At 51.3% G+C, this 18,513-nt stretch carries 12 protein-coding genes and 1 tRNA gene; 12 read left to right on the plus strand and 1 reads right to left on the minus strand.

The genetic code is table 11. From position 1 onward, the window contains the following. The first annotated feature begins 11 nt into the window (after nt 1–11). The 6 genes from ACFSSA_RS11730 to ACFSSA_RS11755 all read left to right on the plus strand — a co-directional run bounded on the left by ACFSSA_RS11730 (nt 12) and on the right by ACFSSA_RS11755 (nt 8,906). Nucleotides 12–3,512 (plus strand): translocation/assembly module TamB domain-containing protein, encoded by a 3,501-nt coding sequence (locus ACFSSA_RS11730; protein ID WP_386820640.1) that lies wholly within the window; start codon nt 12–14, stop codon nt 3,510–3,512. After that, nucleotides 3,509–5,551: a BamA/OMP85 family outer membrane protein gene (locus ACFSSA_RS11735; protein ID WP_386820641.1), complete on the plus strand. Its 2,043-nt coding sequence runs from the start codon at nt 3,509–3,511 to the stop codon at nt 5,549–5,551. Before ACFSSA_RS11730 ends, ACFSSA_RS11735 begins: the two co-directional genes overlap by 4 nt. A gap of 44 nt (nt 5,552–5,595) precedes the next feature. Then, a complete protein-coding gene (locus ACFSSA_RS11740) occupies nt 5,596–6,057 on the plus strand; it encodes a low molecular weight protein-tyrosine-phosphatase (RefSeq protein WP_386820642.1) in 462 nt (153 codons plus the stop codon). A gap of 121 nt (nt 6,058–6,178) precedes the next feature. Continuing rightward, complete coding sequence (locus tag ACFSSA_RS11745) at nt 6,179–7,651, plus strand: prenyltransferase/squalene oxidase repeat-containing protein (protein ID WP_386820643.1); 1,473 nt, start codon at nt 6,179–6,181, stop codon at nt 7,649–7,651. A gap of 72 nt (nt 7,652–7,723) precedes the next feature. Then, nucleotides 7,724–7,799: transfer RNA gene (locus tag ACFSSA_RS11750), tRNA-Thr, on the plus strand. Between the two features lie 660 nt (nt 7,800–8,459). Then, nucleotides 8,460–8,906 carry a 3D domain-containing protein gene (locus ACFSSA_RS11755; RefSeq protein ID WP_386820644.1) on the plus strand — a complete coding sequence of 149 codons (447 nt, stop codon included), beginning with the start codon at nt 8,460–8,462 and terminating at the stop codon, nt 8,904–8,906. A gap of 45 nt (nt 8,907–8,951) precedes the next feature. On the opposite strand, the gene cls is transcribed toward ACFSSA_RS11755, so the two are convergent. Continuing rightward, nucleotides 8,952–10,394, minus strand: coding sequence for a cardiolipin synthase (cls, locus tag ACFSSA_RS11760; RefSeq protein ID WP_386820645.1), 1,443 nt, complete (start codon nt 10,392–10,394; stop codon nt 8,952–8,954). 101 nt (nt 10,395–10,495) lie between these two features. Between cls and ACFSSA_RS11765 the strand changes: the two genes are divergently transcribed. The 6 genes from ACFSSA_RS11765 (at nt 10,496) to ACFSSA_RS11790 (ending at nt 18,492) form a co-directional block, all read left to right on the plus strand. Continuing rightward, a complete protein-coding gene (locus tag ACFSSA_RS11765; RefSeq protein WP_386820646.1) occupies nt 10,496–11,047 on the plus strand; it encodes a shikimate kinase in 552 nt (183 codons plus the stop codon). After that, complete coding sequence (gene queG, locus ACFSSA_RS11770) at nt 11,044–12,096, plus strand: tRNA epoxyqueuosine(34) reductase QueG (protein ID WP_386820647.1); 1,053 nt, start codon at nt 11,044–11,046, stop codon at nt 12,094–12,096. The genes ACFSSA_RS11765 and queG overlap by 4 nt, the downstream gene beginning before the upstream one ends. 136 nt (nt 12,097–12,232) lie before the next feature. Beyond that, on the plus strand, nt 12,233–13,666 hold the full coding sequence (locus ACFSSA_RS11775) for a complex I subunit 4 family protein (protein ID WP_386820648.1): 1,434 nt from the start codon (nt 12,233–12,235) through the stop codon (nt 13,664–13,666). A gap of 53 nt (nt 13,667–13,719) precedes the next feature. After that, the gene (locus ACFSSA_RS11780) at nt 13,720–15,192 is read left to right on the plus strand and encodes an NADH-quinone oxidoreductase subunit N (RefSeq protein WP_386820649.1); all 1,473 of its coding nucleotides are present in this window, start codon (nt 13,720–13,722) and stop codon (nt 15,190–15,192) included. Between the two features lie 588 nt (nt 15,193–15,780). Next, a complete protein-coding gene (locus ACFSSA_RS11785; RefSeq protein ID WP_386820719.1) occupies nt 15,781–17,196 on the plus strand; it encodes a sodium:solute symporter family transporter in 1,416 nt (471 codons plus the stop codon). A gap of 177 nt (nt 17,197–17,373) precedes the next feature. After that, nucleotides 17,374–18,492: an aspartate/ornithine carbamoyltransferase family protein gene (locus ACFSSA_RS11790; RefSeq protein WP_386820650.1), complete on the plus strand. Its 1,119-nt coding sequence runs from the start codon at nt 17,374–17,376 to the stop codon at nt 18,490–18,492. The last annotated feature ends 21 nt before the right edge of the window (nt 18,493–18,513 follow it).

Here is an 18,513-nt window from a genome sequence, read left to right on the forward strand (position 1 = left end):
AGTGTGCGGCAGTGGCAGACCAAAACGAACACGACAAAGATCCCGAACTTAAGAAGCGTCCCGGTTGTCTCTTCAGGCTGGTCCGCGCTTTCTTTGTTTTTCTTCTTTTGCTTACAGCGCTGCTCACCTGGTTCAACGGGCCGGGAATGCGTTGGCTGGGTCCGAAGATTGCCCAGCATTTTATGGGAAAGACCGACTTTTCCGGCAGCTTCCGGCTGAATGGAACGTTATTGGGTGGTATTGAAGTCTATGATCTGGATCTGGTGAGTCCTGGCTCTCTTGAGCGGCTGGTCATAGATCGTTTGCAAACCGATTACCGCTTCCGCGAGGTGATCAAAGGAAAAATCAGAAGTATTTCCGGTGAAGGTGTTCATGTCGATCTGAGGCTGATCGAGAAAGAAAAAGAGGAGTCCCAGCCTATCGATTTTGCTCAGTTAGGGAAAACGCTTAATAATCTGAGAGAGAAAATTGTCCCGGTGAATATCGATCTGGAGGATATGAGTGTCTCCGTGAAAAAGGATGGCGAACTCATCGTCGGCATTGAGGAGAGCGGCTTGTCACATGAAGTGAATGATGACCTGATTGAGCTGAATATTGGCAGAATCACCGATGCCGCAGGTCGAAGTTTAGAGCCCCAGGATTCAAAAATTGTCTGGGATCCCGGCAAGCTTACGATCGACAGATTGGATGTCCTCCCGATTGTGGGAATTAATAATTTGGAAATCCTTCTCCCCGAGGATGGAGACATCGCAGCGACAGGAAATATCCGGCTCGATGAGGCTGTTCTCCGGCTGGATATCGGGAGCGGTATCAAGGATGTAAGGTTGGATCTGGCGGAGGGAGCGGTTGATTTTGACAATGTTAGGGAGAGTTTCGGGCTCGAAAGTCTTCCTCTAAGCGGGCGTTTGACATCGTTGGCGTTGGAGTTGCAGAAAGTTTTCCCGGAATGGCAGGAGGCCGTCGGCTCTGCGGAACTCTTCGTGGAAGGTTTTTCATTCGGCGATTGGGGTGCCCCGGAGCTTGCCCTCGGCGCGAGACTCAACGACGGCGATATCTCGGCGAAACTCACCGGCAGGGCTTTGGAGACGGGTTTTTCAATCACAGCAAACACTGCTTTCGAACGCTCGAAGCTTGAGTCCGAAGGTTTTCTTCTCGGGACTGTTGATGGAGATTTGAGTATTGAGCGGGTCGCTCTTCTGCTGGGGGAATTGAATAACAAGCTGGAGCTGGGACAGGACTTTGCAGAATTTCCACAGAGTGACCTCGGTGGAAACTGGGTGGTGAAGTTCAAGGACGGGGTGTTTGATTCAGTGATCACCGATCTTCTGCTAAATCCTTCGGAGGAAAAAATTGCTCCGATCACGCTCCGAGCTTCTTACCAAAAGGATTTACTGAAAATTACCGAGCTGGCAACCAGGGGGCTGAGCATCTCCGGGGAATATGACATTGCAGGGAAGACATATCAGATGAACGAGAGAATGACCGAGTTCAATACCGAGTCCATCGCTCCGTGGCTGAACGGTTCAGGTATTGTTTTGCCGGGTGATGGTGTGTTTTCCATGGAATGGAACGGAACCGGCGATTTGGGAGAAAAAACCCATACCGGTGAGGTTAGGAATTTTTCGGGCCTGTGGCAGTGGGATGAGATCGAGGGAGAACCGGTTAGAGCACCGATCGGTCTGGAGTTCGATGCCGATTATGCCTGGCCGGAGCGGGTGGCAATCGAAAATCTGGTGGCGGATACCGAAGGGCAGCAAGTGACTCTTGATGCTGTGCTCGCAGAGGATTTCCTGACCTTGGAGAAATTCAGCTGGGCAAATGGAGAGGATGAAATTGCCACTGGTGCTGGCAGGCTACCGGTGCCTGAGGATTTCTCCAGGTTCAAAGAATTCCTTGCGAATGACTCCCGTCCGCTGGACTTGGAAATACATACAAAAACTTTGCCTCTGACCTTGTTCCGCCCGTGGGTAAAGGGCCTGGAACAGATTGACGAGAGAGCGAATGCCCGTCTGGACTTGACTATCGCTGGGAGTCTGGCCGAGCCAGTCGTCGAGGCTCAACTGGATATCAAGGATATAAGCACTCCAGAGCGGAGTGAGATTCCACCCACCGATCTTGAGGTAGAGATGAGTGCCGCGGATGGAGTGGCAAAAATTTCCGCTGAAGCAATTGCGAAAGATTATGCCCCGGCCGTTTTGAAGGCTGAGATGCCATTCCTACCAAAACAATGGGCGGAAGACCCGGAGAGCCTTCAATCATCCGAAATATCGGGTAAACTGGATTTTCCACGGTTGGATCTTTCCCGTTTCATTGCTCTGGTTCCAGGCGCCAAGCGCTTGGATGGGGTGATCACTGGCGATATGACGATTGCGGGGACGCTCGGTGAGCCTGCAATTGATGGAAACATCAAACTGAGCGGCGGCACCTTGCACATGAAAAGCGAGACGGTGCCGGATATCAATGGCATCAATCTGAATGCGGATGCCAATCTGGAGAGACTGGAACTCGAAGGCTCGGTCTCGGATATCGAGGGCGGAACGCTGCGATTGGAGTCCACTGTGCAACTCAAAAACGAAGCGGGTGAAGGCCTCGGAGATATTGAGGTAAGCATCAGGGGGGAGGGTTTACCTTTGGTCAGGAACGATTTCCTCCTGATGCGGGCGAACGCTGATTTGAGCTTGAGTGGCACATTGGCAAACGCGCGGCTCACTGTTGAAGTCGGCATTGTTGATAGCGTTTTCTATAAAGATATGGATCTCATTCCAATCGGTAAGCCGTTTCTGGAGCCGAGTGCTGCCTCTCTTCCAAAAGTCGATACGCCGTCGAACCCCGGCTCTGCTGTTCCTTCTCCATTCGATGATTGGACGATTGACATTGCGGTGAGAACCATAGATCCAATCCTTATCCGGGGAAATCTTGGCACGGGCAGCGTAAATGTCGGCCTGAGATTGGAAGGAACATTGGGCGACCCCAGACCGAATGGAAAGGTGCGCATCGAGGATGCCGTCGCTCGGCTGCCATTCAGCACGCTTTCGATTCGCCAGGGGTTCCTTACCTTCACGCCGTCCACCGGATTCGACCCAATCCTTGAGATCCGGGGATTTGCGGAACCGAGACCTTATCAAGTGGAAGTTTACGCGTATGGCAGGGCCTCGGATCCGCAGCTCTTGCTCACCTCCCAGCCTCCTCTCCCGGAAAATGAGATTATGACCTTGTTGGCAACGGGCACGACGGCCGAGGGATTGGAGGATTCCCAAGCGGCTTCTTCCAGAACTACCCAGCTTCTGATTGAGGAATTGAGACGCGGTCGCTTTCTATTCGGCAAGCAATTACGGCCCGTGCTCGGCCTATTGGATAATGTCGATTTCAGTCTGGCGGAGGAAGACCCGTATGACTCGGATTCCTATACCTCGGCGACTTTGAAAATAAGTGAGAAATGGTTTATATCCGCCGGTTTCAGCGAGGACGGTGATCAACGGGCACTTGCGACATGGAGGTTGAGATTCCGATGAAGACTTACTCCGAAATTTCCCAGAAAATGCTCTACCACACCGGTCATCGCCAGTTGTGTATGTTTGCCGCATTCATCGGAATGCACTGCGCAGTTTTTGCTGAAACGGAAATCGAGATCGAAGGCTTGGAAAGTAAAAGCGAGGCCCAGGTCCTACGGTTGATGGGGGACAGGCTGATTTATGTTCGTGAGAAGCCTGCTTCTGCTTCCCGCGCACATGATGCGGCATTTTTGATGGAGCAAATCCTCCGCGAGGACGGTTTCAATGATGTGGTGATTAGTCCGCAGGTCCTATCCTCAAATAGAATTCTTCTCAGAGTCAATGAAGGTAGGAGGTTGGAGCTCGGTGCGGTCACCATTCAAGGGGATGCCGAAGGCGAGGAGCACGAAAAACTCGCTGAGCTTTATGCCACTCCGGCAAAGGCGGATACGCCATTTGGAGCTGGATCCGCGCCTTTCCGTGAAGAAGATGTGGACACTGGATTGGAATTTGTGACCAGTGAGCTGAAATCGCAGGGCTATTGGAATGCGGAAGCCGTGCTGCGGAAGCAGACCGTCAATGCCGAAACCGGAGCGGTAGATGTAGAACTGGATATCGATAAGGGTAGACGATTCAAAATCGGCCGGGCGACGGTGAAGAGCTCTGACGGACGCGGCGTGAAACGGGTGGCAACCACAGCGGAACCCTTTACCGGGCAGTGGGCGACCACAGAAAATGTCAATAAGCTACGTGCGGCGATGGACGAGGCATTTGTCAGCCGTGGTTACCCGGATGCAAAAATTCTGATGAACCGGAGGCTGGTGGGTAGCACCTACTATCCGGACTTTGAGATCGATCTCGGGGTGCGTGTGAAGTTGCTGAAGGTAGAGGTAACCGGTTTGGAGAGAACGAAACCAAAACGTGTCAGGCAAATCATGTCCCCGCTGGAAGACGATTGGTATGACCAAGCGGCCATGAACAAAAAAGTAAAAGCTCTGTTGGGGACCGGGGCTTTCAGGTCTGTCCGGACGGAGACTTACGAAGTCGCTCACAAACGAATCAACGCAACGCTTCATTTCGAGGAGGCCAAAGCCAAGGAAATCAGCCTTTCCGCTGGTGCAGGATCGTTTCACGGACCTCTGATGCGGGCGGTTTATACGGACAGGAATTTCCGGGGGAAGTTGCGTAGCTTTTCAGCAGGTGGAGAAATCAGCGGTCTTGGCGCACTGGGTGAGCTCAAGCTCACAGACCCATGGTGGCGGGGGACCGACTTCTCCCGCACTCTGCGGTTGTATTCCTTGATCAACGGATTCGAGGGGTATGAGTCTTTTGAAACGGGCTTGGAAAGCCAATGGACTTGGAAAGCGACGGATCATTACACCTTGAGTCTCCTTTTGGGATATTCCTTTGTGTCTGTCTCCAGCGATGGTCTACCCTCGGCTTTTCTGGGCGAGACCAATTACAATCATCTGAGGATGAATTTTACCCAGACGTGGGATTATCGTGATAACCCGATTCTGCCGAAATCCGGTTGGCACCTCAATATCCCCATGGAATATGGAGCAGTTGTGGCCAGTGATAGCAGCACGTATACAAAGCTGGGGCTAAATGGTGGCTGGTATCAGCCATTGGGCGAAAAATATCAGCTGGGAATCGGCGGTTTTGCGAGTCTTGTGATGCCTTCGGGCGAGCTCCGCGACCTGCCGGTCGATCTACGTGTTTTCAACGGCGGTGCAAGAAGTGTGCGCAGCTTCCCGGAAAGAGAGCTCGGACCTAGCTTTAATGGCGATCCCTATGGTGGAGATTTTGGATGGGCGGTGAATACGGAATTGAGCAGAAGCATCAATGGAGCTTTGAGAATCGTCGGATTTGTCGATGCCGGCGGTGTGAGCGGCGATTATATCGGCGCAAGACAGGATGGTCTGGAACTGGCGGCTGGATTGGGCCTGAGGCTCGATCTGCCTATCGGTCCGGTTACTTTGGAATACGGGCACAATCTAACGCAGGATGAGGCCGAGCCCAGCGGAACCTGGCATTTCGCGATAGGAACAACCTTTTAGGCATTCTGATTGGATAATTTGACCGAGGCGTTTTAATCCCGCTCATGACACGGGTTCTTTTCGTATGTATGGGTAATATCTGCCGCTCTCCGGCTGCCGAAATCGTTTTCCGGAAAATGGTGGATGCGGCTGGAATTGAGGACCGCATCGAAATTGATTCCGCAGGCACCATCGGCTATCACATGGGAAATCCTCCGGATTCCCGCATGGCGACTCATCTGGAATGCCGTGGCTATCAAGTGGCAGGGCGGGCAAGGAAACTGGTGAAAGAAGATCTGGCTACTTTCGACCTTGTCCTGGTTATGGATGAAGAAAATCTGGCGGACGCGAAGGCTCTGGACCCTTCGGGAGAGTTGCATTCGAAAATCAGACCTTTCGTAGGCTATTTGAAGATTCATTCGTCCTCCTGTGTCCCGGATCCCTATTATGGTGGGGACGATGGCTTTGCGCATGTGATAGATCTCCTCGAAGACGGATGCTCGACGCTTCTCAAAGAAATTTCGTAATAATGGAGGAAAAGTGGATTATTTCCTAAGATCCTGCGATCCAGTCCGTTACTTCCACGATCAAATTTTTCCTCTCGCCAGTCCGGCGCAAATTACTATTATCGCAAAAAATCCTGTTTAAATGAGTATCCACGTCCAATTAAGCGAAGAAGCCAAAGCAAAGCTGAAGGCCCAGAAGCGGAATTCCACAATTTCCTCAATTGTCATTGCGGCGATGGTGGTCGTCCTGATTTTTTTGGTATTGGGGATTTTCCTGCTGCCCAATATCATCAAAGAAACTCCGACGATTGTCACCTATTCGGCCTCCTTGAATGAAGAGGTGGAGGTTCAGGAAAAAAAAGTGACCAATCAGATTCAGCGGAAACCTTCCGCACCTGCGAACTCAATGACAAAGGTGATTGCGTCGAACACATCGTCACCTACCGCCATTCCGGTCCCCGATGTAAATGTGGATGCTCCCAGCGTTGATTTCGGAGACGGGCAAGACTTTGGCGGAGGCTGGGGGGAAGAAGGCGATAGTGGCAGCGGTGGTGGATTCGGGGCGGTCCCTGCAACGATGCGCAAGCGTTGCTCCAAGGAAGATCGTATGGCTCGCCTTCAGGAAATGGGAGGCAATCCCCAAGCCGAGGAAGTCGTTGAGAAAGGTTTGGAATGGTTGAAGGCGAATCAGAATGCGGATGGCTCATGGACAGGGAGCAATAAGGCTGCCATGACTGGCTTCGCGGTGCTGGCATATCTCGGCCGTTGTGAAACCCCGCTTTCAGAAAAATACGGTGAGTCTTGTCTTCGTGGAATCACTTATCTTGTCAATTTGGGAATGAAAAACAATGGCAAGCTCTCAGCCAACCTATCCGACAAGCATTGGCCATACGAGCACGCCATTGCGAGCTATGCGATATGCGAAGCCACAACTTTCAGCAATCAGCTCAGTATCAACATTCCCAACATCGCGGAAGTCGCTCAAATGGCCACGGAGTTCACACTCGATAATCAACACAAGAAATCCGGTGGCTGGGATTATGCCTATGATACGGAAGGAAAACGTGGCGGCGATCTTTCCATCGCCGCATGGCATATCCAGGCACTCAAAGCAGCTAATCATACCGGTTTGGAATTTAGCGGAATGAGCCGCGCGAAGGGCAAAGCCCTTGATTACGTGGAGTCCCTCCAAAACAAGAACGGCGGATTCGGCTATGTGACAAAAAATTCTCCCGCTGGAAAAGACGAGGAGTATTTCACAATGACAGGCGGTGGAGTTCTCGCACTTCAGATGTGGGATAAGGAATCTGCCGCTTCCGTGCGAAACGGTGCGCAGTATATTCTCAAAAATTCCAAATTGGATTATAACAGCAAGGACTCGAACCTTTACGCGCATTATTATGAGGCGCAGGCAATGATGATCCGGGGCGGCAAGGAGTGGGAGACCTATAACAGCATGTTCAAGGATCAATTGATCAAAAACCAAATGCCTGATGGTAGCTGGAAAGCACCTGGAATGGGTGGGGAATACAAGAACGCACACTACCGCACCTGCCTCAATATCCTTATGTTGGAGGTTTACTACCGCTTCCTTCCAGGCACTGGCGCAAAGTAATTCAAATTTCCTGTTGCCTTTTTCCGGAGACACGGATAAATCCTCTGCCCCGTCCGAAAGGATGGCAAAGAAGCCGGCTTAGCTCAGTTGGTAGAGCAACTGATTTGTAATCAGTAGGTCAACGGTTCGAATCCGTTAGCCGGCTCCATAATAAAGCCTCGTAGATCAAATGATTGCGGGGCTTTTTTGTTTTGGGAAGGGGGGAGCGGTTAGCCTAAAAATTGAAAGTTCTGGCTGCGATGGCAGAGTGAGTGGGAACTGTCCTACTATAAGCATCGGAGGTGGACAATGGATCCGGCGGGTATATGTAATCGTGCAATTGGTGGGGTTCGTTTCAAGCTCGTATTTTTTACTGTTCTGAGGAAACGCGTATTCGAGGAAAGATTTTTTGTAGTAGGGAAACACCTGAAAAAATCATGGATTCCCGTTCGTAACTAACTGATTACACGGATTGAATGATTTTTTAGATTGCGCGAATGAGCGATTGCGGTTAGTGATATGCGTCTTTTGAAAAAGAAGGCATTTTGCATGGTGAATATTGCTTATTGCACTCTGCAAGTTGAACAAACCCAGTCGTTAGCCGTATCCCCATCAGCAATAATTTATGAGGTCCACAAAGCTCCTTTACCTATCCGCATTTCTTTCCATCCCTTTTCTCACGAATTGCGGTAGCAGCATTAAGACGCTAGCCAAGGGAGATATCAAATCGACCCCGGTTTCTTTTTCGGCAAATCAGAAATTCACGAACGAGAGTCCTTCAGCTTCCTTACTTTCAAACGCTGCCTCCAAGCCAAAGGATAAGCACTCGATGCCTATCTATACATTTGCCGAGCGGAATCGAGTCGTTCGCACCACAGCCTACACCTGCTCGGAAGACGATCATCTTTGCTACGGAAGCAAGAATGCCACAGGGACAAATCTCCGCTATTCGGATCGCGTCCGGAGCACTGCCGCAGATTGGTCCTATTACCCGGTAGGGACAGTTTTCAGAATCAAGGGGATGTCGCAGCTATATGTTGTGGATGATTACGGTTCTGCGCTCACGGGCACGGGAACCATCGATATCTATCAGCCCACCAAAGATTTGATGAATCAATGGGGACGGCGAAATGTGGAAATCAGTGTGGTGCAATGGGGGTCATTCACGCGGAGCGCGGAAATCCTTAGCCAACGCACCAGCTACGCCCACTGCCGTCAGATGCTTGCGAATATCACCCGGCAGCGTCCGGATTTGCTAAAGGTGGCATCCCGCTAAGCGGAATGTTTTTTTCCGCTAGGAGTAAGGGGCATCAGCGATAGCTTATTGCACTGGCGCCATTAGACGCGCCGCACGACATGCCGCTCTGAACAAGAACGGCTTTTTCGTAAACTCCTCAAGCTGCACCTCAAGGCTCTTGGAGAAATCCTCTTCCAGCATCGATTGCACTTCTCCGATGAACTTTGTATCAGAGACGAAGGCGGTGATCTCGAAGTTCAGTCTGAAGGAGCGATTGTCCAAATTCGCGGTTCCCACCGTTGCAATGCGATCATCGATAAGCATGATCTTTTGATGGAGGAAGCCGTCTTGATAGCGGAACAACTTTACTCCAAAGGGGATAGATTGCTCGTAGTAGGAGAACGCGGATAGCCAGACCAGAAGATGATCTGCACGATTTGGCAGCATCACGCGGACATCGACTCCGCGGATGGAGGCTAGTTGAAGGGCCGTCATGACTCCGTCGTCTGGAACGAAATACGGACTGGTGATCCACAGCTTTTTGCGGGCGGAGTTTGCCGCCTCCGTGACGAGCATTTGCCAAGAGTCCACGGGATCGGCCGGGCCGGTGGGAATTACAGCTGCAATTTGATCGGAGGGATTTGTATCAGCGCCCCAGAATAACTCTGGCACCTCATTGCTGGCCCAGAACCAGTCTTCAAGGAAAACCATTTGCACAGCTTGAACGGCAGGGCCCCGCATTTCCAGATGGGTGTCCCGCCACGCGCCAAACCGCTTATCCCGTCCCATATATTCATCGCCCACGTTCAATCCGCCGAGAAAGGCCGATTTTCCATCAACCACCACAATTTTACGGTGGTTGCGGAAATTTAGCTGTAAGCGAGACCACCAATAACGGTTCGCTCCAAAGGATCTGCATTCTACTCCGGCATCGGTTAACTCTCCAAGATAGGTGGATGATAACTTGTGGGAACCGATTTCATCAAAAAGGAGGTAAACTCTAACTCCTGCCTTAGCTCGCCTTATGAGGGTTTGCTGAAATTTTTTACCGATTTTATCATTCTTAACGATGAAGAAGTTTACGCAGACATAGCTTTTCGCCTGATTAATGGCAGCGAACAGATGCTCGAAGGTTTCCGCTCCATCGATCAAGAGTTCCACATGGTTTCCCCGGGTAAACGGAAGGCCGCCTAATTCCTCGGCACCCCGTTCGAAGATGTTCTCCTCCGGGAGATCGATGCCATAGTGACGCAGCTTGTGGTGCATTTCATGCGCCAGTTTCCTTAATTCCGCATCGTTGCCACGGCGAGCTCGGACATAGCCAGAGAATTTACTGCGTCCCAGCAGCCAGTAAAGCGGGATCGCGAAAAACGGCATGAACAACAAGGATACTACCCACGCGATGGTTCCCTGGGAAGTTCTGGTGTTCATCAGGGCATGGAGGATGTGCAAAAGACCGACGATGTAGAAAGAGATGACCGCCAGGAGGCCCCACCATGTTGTCGCATCAATTTCCATTCCAAACATGCCCCGAACGCTATCGGGATTTTTCCATCAAACAAGCAGGAGCAAACCTGTTTTTCATTTTGCGGTTTATAATTACAGACAATTGGATGTAGCCTCGATCCATGAATCAAACGGAAGTCATTCCAAAGAACATTGTTCTGATCGGCTTCATGGGCAGCGGAAAATCCACGGTGGGGCGGGAGCTCCATCAGCGTCTGGGCTATTCGCTTACAGATATGGATCAGCTGATCGAAGAAACCATGGGTAAAAAAATTACCGAAATTTTCAAAGAGGAAGGGGAGACTGCCTTCCGGGACTTTGAGACCTTGCAGCTTATCGAGATCGCCAAACAAACTGAAAGTCGGCATATTGTATCAACTGGCGGGGGAATTGTGATTCGTCCGGAGAACCGGAAACTTCTCAGGAACCTCGGTTATGTGGTGTGGCTGCATGCACCAGGCGATGTGATCTACGAGCGAACAGCCCGCAACAAGGACCGGCCCCTCCTGAATCTCCCCAACGCGAGGGAGCGTATCGATACATTGATGGCCGAGAGGGAGCCCTGGTATTGTGAAGCCGCACACCTGAAGATCGATACCGCTGGACTGGATTCCAAGGAGATCGCGACAGGAATTTTGGAAAGCGCACGCTATTTTTTCACTCATCCGATATGAGTGTTATCAAAGAGCAAATCAAGGCTTGGGCAGCAGAGCTCGGCTTTGATGACTGCCGGATTGCTGCCGCGAAGCGCGCCACCCACGCGGATGCGTTTGATGACTGGCTCGCCGATGGAAGGAATGGTGAAATGAAGTGGCTCGAGCGAAATCCCGGGCGTCGTTGTGATCCGAGAGAGGTATTGGCGGGTTGTAAGTCGGTGATCTGCCTGGCAATCAATTATTACACCGGGCCAAGTCCTTTCCCCGAAGGGCATCCGCAGGATTACCGGATCGCCAAGTATTCATGGAACAACGATTATCATGATCTGGTGGAAAAACGTCTCGCGGAATTTGACACAAAGCTCAAAGAGCTTGGCGGCACGCAACGTTATTATGTCGATACCGGCCCTGTGCTGGAACGTGATTTCGCAACCGATGCCGGGCTAGGGTGGAATGGAAAATCGACGGTCCAGATCCATCGTCATATGGGGACTTGGTTTTTCCTGGCCGAGCTGCTGACTACCCTGGATCTTCCTCCGGACCCGGTATTCGGGGATCATTGTGGAAAATGTCGGCGCTGCATGACGGCTTGTCCTACTGGCGCAATCACCGAGCCACACCGCATGGACGCCCGGAAATGCATTTCATATCTCACGATCGAAAACAAAGGCGCAATTCCAACGGAATATCGCCGTGCGATCGGAGACAGGATATACGGTTGCGATGATTGTCTGGATGCCTGCCCCTGGAACCGTTTCGCCAAAGAGTCGCGGGAGATTAGTTTTCAGGCACGATCCGAGATCTTCAGCCACACGCTCCGTGAATTCCTGGCGATGGATGACGAAGCTTTCAGGGCGGTCTTCGCCAAATCTCCTATCAAAAGAATCAAACGCGTCCGTTTTTTGAGAAATGTCTGTGTGGCTCTAGGCAATACGGGTAGCGAAAGCGATCTTCCCGCATTGCGGAAAGCGGCGGAAGACGTCGACGAGCTGATTTCCGAGCATGCGGAATGGGCTATTTCAGAGATTGGCCTCCGTTCCCGGGAGAGAACTCCTGCAGTAAAATAGCGATCAATCAGGGCGCGGCGGAGGGCCCGGGAAATATTTCCTGCTTTTCTGAAGATTTTGCCCTTTTCGATCTGCTTCTAGTTCGCTGTATTCGCCCTGCGGAAATGGACTTTCCGCCACACTGCCCCATTTTTCTATGCTCACCCTTCTAGTTGCCCTGCCGATTCTGGCCTTTATTGCCATTCTTTTCGGTGCTCCTGCCCGTCTGACAGCCATTGGCGCTTGCGCGATCAATCTTGTTCTTGGCGTAGTCTCGCTGTTTTCCTGGAAAGAGAAAATCTGGGATTTCTCCGTGATGGTTCTCGAAAAGCCAGCGATTCATCTCAGCTTCGGGTATTTGGATGGCATGAGCCTGGTTATGGTTCTTCTCTCCGTCATCGTATGTATGGCGGCGGTGCTCTCGGGGAAAGCACCCATCGGTAACGAAAAGCTATATTACGGTTCTTCTCTCCTGATCGCGGCAGGAGCTATCGGTGCGTTTGCCTCTACGGATCTCTTCTTCTTCTACGCTTTCCACGAGATGGCTCTCATTCCGACATTTTTGATGATCGGTATTCTCGGCCGTGGGGACCGCCGGGGGATTGCTTGGAAAATCACGATCTATCTGGGATTGGGTTCACTTGTGCTTCTTGCGGGACTTGTCTGGCTGGCCAGCTTGGTCGGAACCTTTGCGATTCCGGAGATGCTTGCCGCTGCGCCGTCCATTGATCCCGCTTCTCAAAAAGGCATTGCCGCACTGTTGCTTATTGGGTTTGGCACGTTGGTATCGCTCTTTCCATTCCATTCATGGGCTGCTCCCGCGTATGCAAGCGCGCCTGCTCCTACAGCGATGTTGCATGCCGGGGTTCTTAAGAAATTTGGCCTTTATGGCATGCTCCGGCTTGCGTTGCCTCTGGTCCCGGAAGGTCTCCAGATGTGGCTTGTACCCCTATTGGTCCTGCTGGTTGGAAATATTCTATGGGTGGGCTTGGTTACCGTGTCCCAGAAACGTCTGGATACGATGCTCGGTAACTCATCCGTGATGCACATGGGCTATATTTTCCTCGCTATTGCCGCGCTCATCGCTGTGCCGGACAATACGCTCGCTCTGCCTGCCGCCGTGCTCTTGATGTTTGCCCACGGTATTTCCATCGCGCTTCTTTTCGGCCTTGCCGACCGCGTGGAGCAAAGCACGGGTTCACTTGATCTTGCTGATATGGGTGGCTTGGCGAAATCCGCGCCGAAGATGGCTTTCCTTTTCGGTATTGCGGCAATGGCCTCTATCGGGCTCCCAGGCTTGGCTAATTTCTCCGGTGAGGTTCTTGTTTTCCTTTCCGCTTTCCAGAATTACGTGCCTGCGGATAGTATGGGGCCCGTCCAAATTGCCTGTATTTTCGCCATTTGGGGGGTGGTGATCTCCGCCGTTTATATGCTGCGTGCTTACCGGAATATTTTCCAGGGACCGGCCGTCAAATCCACTGAGCGAGCGCCTGACCTGACTCTGGCCGACCGCATTCCAGCCATCATCCTGGTAGTCGTTCTACTTGTTGTCGGCCTCTACCCAAACCTCATTCTGAACCTGCTGCGCTAAATTTCGCTCCGCCTGAACCAAGTTTGGAATAAAAATTTTTACTACTCTACGCAATGCCCGCTTATTACCTGGAAGCACTCACAGTCACCCTCGGATTTATCATTTTGGTAGCTGAGGCCTTTGTTCCTACGAAAAACAAATCTTGGGCCGGATTCGCCGGAGCTATCGGACTCATCGCGATCCTCGTGCTTACTTTTTTTGCCGTGGGACCGGACGCCAAACCGGAAGCAGATTGGGCCGCGTGGCCTCTGTGGAATTTTTATCAGATGGATTCATTGGCCCGTTTCTACAAGCTGTTCGCTCTTTTGGCCACCTCGCTGGTTCTGCTGATGGCGATAGATTACCGCGGAATCCTTTCCCGTTATACCGATGAACCCGGTAACGAAAATGGAACCGGAGAATTTTACTCACTTCCGATCTTTGCGTGTGCCGGCATGATGTGGATGGCTTCCGCAAAAGATCTTGCAGGAGCATTCGTTGCCCTGGAGCTCGTGACAATTACGTTTTACATTTTGGTCGCGTTCATGCGCCGCAATGTTGGTTCTCTGGAGGCAGGGGTGAAATATCTTATCCTCGGAGCACTGAGCACGGGCTTCCTGGTTTACGGAATTGCCTGGATTTACGGGACAACGGGAACCATGAGTATGGAACTCTTCCCCGCAAGAATCGCCGGAATGGAGAACACCGTTCCATTGCTCTTTGGTATTGCTCTGGTGCTTGTCGCCCTTGGCTTCAAGGTCGGTGCTGTTCCAATGCAGATGTGGATCCCCGATGTGTATCAAGGCGCTCCGACGCCAACCACTGCGTTTCTCTCCGTCGGTTCGAAGGCGGCAGGGTTCGTCCTGCTTCTCCGTTTTCTTGCCCCATTTGTAGGCGAAGCCTCGCCCGTCCGCAGTCAAGTGCTCACCATTTTACTTATTTTAGCCGGTGCCACGCTACTGTTTGGAAATCTTGCGGCTATTGCTCAGTCGAATTTCAAGCGTTTGCTCGCCTATTCGTCCATCGCCCACGCGGGCTTCCTTATTCTTGCGATTGCCGCATGGACACCCACATCCGAGAGTAACATTAGTTCTGTAGAGGCGGTTTCATTCTATCTCGCGACTTATCTGATCATGACCCTCGGGGTATTCTTCGTAGTTGCGCAAATCCGTATCCACAGGAATGGGGAATCGATATCCGATTTCAACGGTCTTGGAAAAACTCATCCCACATTGGCTCTTGCGATGACAGTGTTGCTGGCGTCACTGGCCGGGGTTCCACTGACTGCTGGATTCATCGGTAAGTTTTTTGTATTCCAACTCGCTGCAGGAGCCCATCTCTGGATCGGCCTGGGAATTGCAGTAGTGGCCGCGGCTGCGGGATTCTACTACTATTTCAAAACAATTCGTGCGATGTGGTGGATCGATGCGGCAGACGATCATGTGATCAAGCTTCCTAGAATTACCAAATTTGCTGTGGCTGCAATGACTGTTCTGACACTTGTCTTTGGAGTTTATCCTTATCCGGTGCTGGAACTTCTGAAGTAACCATTTGCTTCAGACCCGATCAGGGCCATGGTGTCCAGCGCAGCAGGAAATGTTGTTATTCGAACCTTGACCCCTGGAGGGCTGCCCGTTTGAATTTTGGCGCACTCTTGATGAACAATTCTCCGGACTGATCGGCTTTTTTACTCACATTCTCCCAGTTTTTGCTATCGCGATATTTTTCTGCGAGGATGTTTTGGGGGCTGTAGCCACTGATTTCAGCAATCGATCACAGATTGAGTCCAGTGTTTCGGACAATGGCACGGTAACGTTGAGCTGGGCCGGGATCGAGGGTAGTGAAGTCGAGCTACAGCAATCATCCGACGAGTCATTCAGCACATCCTTGGTTCGTTATAAAGGTTCTGATCCGGGGTCCGTTATCACGGGGTTATCAGAAGGGATACATTTCTTCCGGATCCGCGAAGTCCCGCAAAACAGATGGTCGGAGCCCTTGAAGGTAACGGTGGAATTTTTTCCTCAAGGGCGGCTCTTCCTCATTCTGGGGCTGGGTGGTATAGTTGTGGTTTCGACAATCGGGACCATTGTCTATGGCCATGTTTCGCATAAACGTGAGATGGGAGGTGAGGCGTGATGGCGTCAACTGCTGTAATTTCTGTAACAACCGGTTGGCTGATTGTCATCGTTTTGGGAATCGTGTGGATTGGGCTGGGAATCTATTGGGGAAAAAAGGCGGAAAATTCGGAAGGGTTTATGCTGGCGGGCCGGAAGGTCGGGCTTTCTCTTGGCTCTGCAACCGCGATGGCGACGTGGGTCACTTCCAACACGACCATGCTGGCCCCGGTCTTCGCGCTGACCCTGGGAGTCTGGGGAATGCTCGCCTACTCGACGGCAAGCTTTGGCCTGATCCTGTTTTCGTTTTTCGCGGTTAGAATTCGTAAAATTCTTCCCCAAGGAGTTACTGCGGGTGATTTCTTCCGTCTCCGTTACGGAAGGACCGGATGGGCGATATTTTTAATAATCACGATGTTGTATTCGCTTTCCTGGTTGGTGAGTATGGCTATAGCCGGTGGGGATCTAATGAACGCGCTAGCCGGGATTCCCTATATTCAGGGAATGTCGCTGATTTTGGTGGTTTGCGTTCTATACACCCTTTTCGGTGGGCTTTATGCCGTGATCGGCACAGATTTTATCCAGAGCGTGGTTATCCTGATCGGGATTGTATTTATCGGTTGTCTGGTTGTGGGTCGCCTGGATTTTGACGCGGCATATACCCATGTTCAGACCTATCAACCGTCTCTACTGAAGATCGCGATGCCTGCGGCGTTACTCGCGGTTTTCAATAATATGCTCTTCGGTTTCGGAGAGGTTTTTCACAACAATGTGTGGTGGTCCAGGGCTTTTGCGATGCGGAAGGATTTAGCACCCAAGGCATTTTTCCTCTCGGGACTTCTTTGGTTTCCGATACCAATTGCGGCAGGATTCATCGCTCTCGCGGCAGGCCCTCTTGGGATTAATATTGTAGATGAAAATCAAACCGGCCCGACGGTGGCTGCGGAAGTCATGGGCCAAGCGGGCTTTGGCGCAATTTCCGGAGCGCTGATTCTGATTGTGCTATTTTGTTCAATGGCTTCGTCAATCGATTCATTGCTCGCTGCCACCTCAGACTTATTGATCCGTGATGTTCACGAAGGTCTTCTGAAAAGAGAGCATTCGGAGAAAAATTTCCGCAAAATTGCTTTCGTAGTTATCATTACGGTCGGGTTGATTTCCTGGCTTTTGGCGGTTCCCCATTGGCCAATTATCAACGCACTATTCATCTCCGGTCCCTTGGTTGGAAGTCTGATCTGGCCGGTGGTAGCAGGGCTTTATTGGAAAAAAATCAATAGATCGATCGTTCTCATAGGCATTTTGCTGGGCTGTGCGGGTGGAGTGACGGCCTACTTTACCCTTGGTTGGTTCACTGCCTCCCTTGCGGGAACGGCAATTTCGATGATATTTACTATTTCCGCCCGTTTTCTGAATCCCTCGCCCGTTAACCGCAGTTAGACTTCCCATGTTTTCCCAAAGCTTTCTCCATATCCTCATTGTCACAGCTCTGGCTTGGACAATGTCGGGCTTACTGCTGCTAATCGTTCTCTTTGTCAGAGATTGGCTGAAAGGAACTCTATGGTGAGACCTGATGATGCAATGATTTTACCTCCTAAGCCAAACTTTAGATCCAATATGGACCAAGAACCCAATGCGACCCTGCAGGCGGGTATTCGCGAAAATGCGATCACCCAAAACATCGAACCTCCGGAAGGATCCGAAGCGATCCGTCCGGAACCTTCAGATCTTTTCATCAATAATCCTGTCGACTTCTCCGTGTTGAGGGAACTCGAGGGAAAGAGTGTCCTCACTGCGAGTCAGTTTTCATTCGATCAAGTAGTGGAGCTTGCCAAATTGGCAGCAATTTTGGAAAAAATCGAAATTTGGCCTTATCATCCGCTGGACGGTAAGATTGCGGTCACAGCATTCTTTGAAGCTTCTACCAGGACAAGAACCAGTTTTGAAAGTGCGGTTCTGCGTCTGGATGGCAAAGTAATTTCTATTGCCGACGGCAGAACCACCGGCCAAGCGAAGGGGGAATCACTTTCGGATATTGGCGAGATGTTCAACGCCTATGCGGATCTTGTGATCATGCGGCATACTGATACCAATGGGCCGGATGAAATTTTGAAGAATCTTCGGATTCCCCTGATTAATGCTGGAAATGGTTCTGGCGAGCATCCCACCCAAGCGCTCGCGGATTGGTTCGCTCTATTGAAATGGATGCCAGCTCTGGCAAGTCCTCATCATGAAGGCGAGCCGCTTCTTAACTTCGGCATATTGGGAACACCCGGTTCAATGCGGGCGGTGAAGTCATTCCTTTTGATGTCGCTTTTGTTCAAGGATCACATCGGCAAGGTCACGGTGATCTCGGAAATGGCGGATCCTTTCGGAGAAGAAGTTACGGCTCGCCTTACCGAGGCCGGAATCGATTACGAAGTATCAAACGACGTCCGGGAGCATCTTCCGACCCTCGATGTAATCTACATGAATTCCATCGCCTTCCTGGGTGACTCCTATAAGAGCATGGACAGTCGTTTCAAGCTGAACTCGGAGAGTGAGATCAAGAAAAGCACAGTAATTCTCCACCCGATGGCTCGCCTTGACGAGCTGGATACTTCACTCGATAGCACGGCTCACAATCTCTACTTTTCGCAAGCTCACGGAGCTGTGTTCATCCGGCAGGCGCTGCTGATGGCGGTGCTGGGGCGCCTGAGTGCGCTTCCTAATCTTACAGATCTCAAACCTATCTAAAACAACTACTATATTTATCTT

This window comes from Luteolibacter algae, assembly GCF_042683045.1.
In the GTDB taxonomy this organism is placed as follows: Bacteria; Verrucomicrobiota; Verrucomicrobiia; order Verrucomicrobiales; family Akkermansiaceae; genus Luteolibacter; species Luteolibacter algae.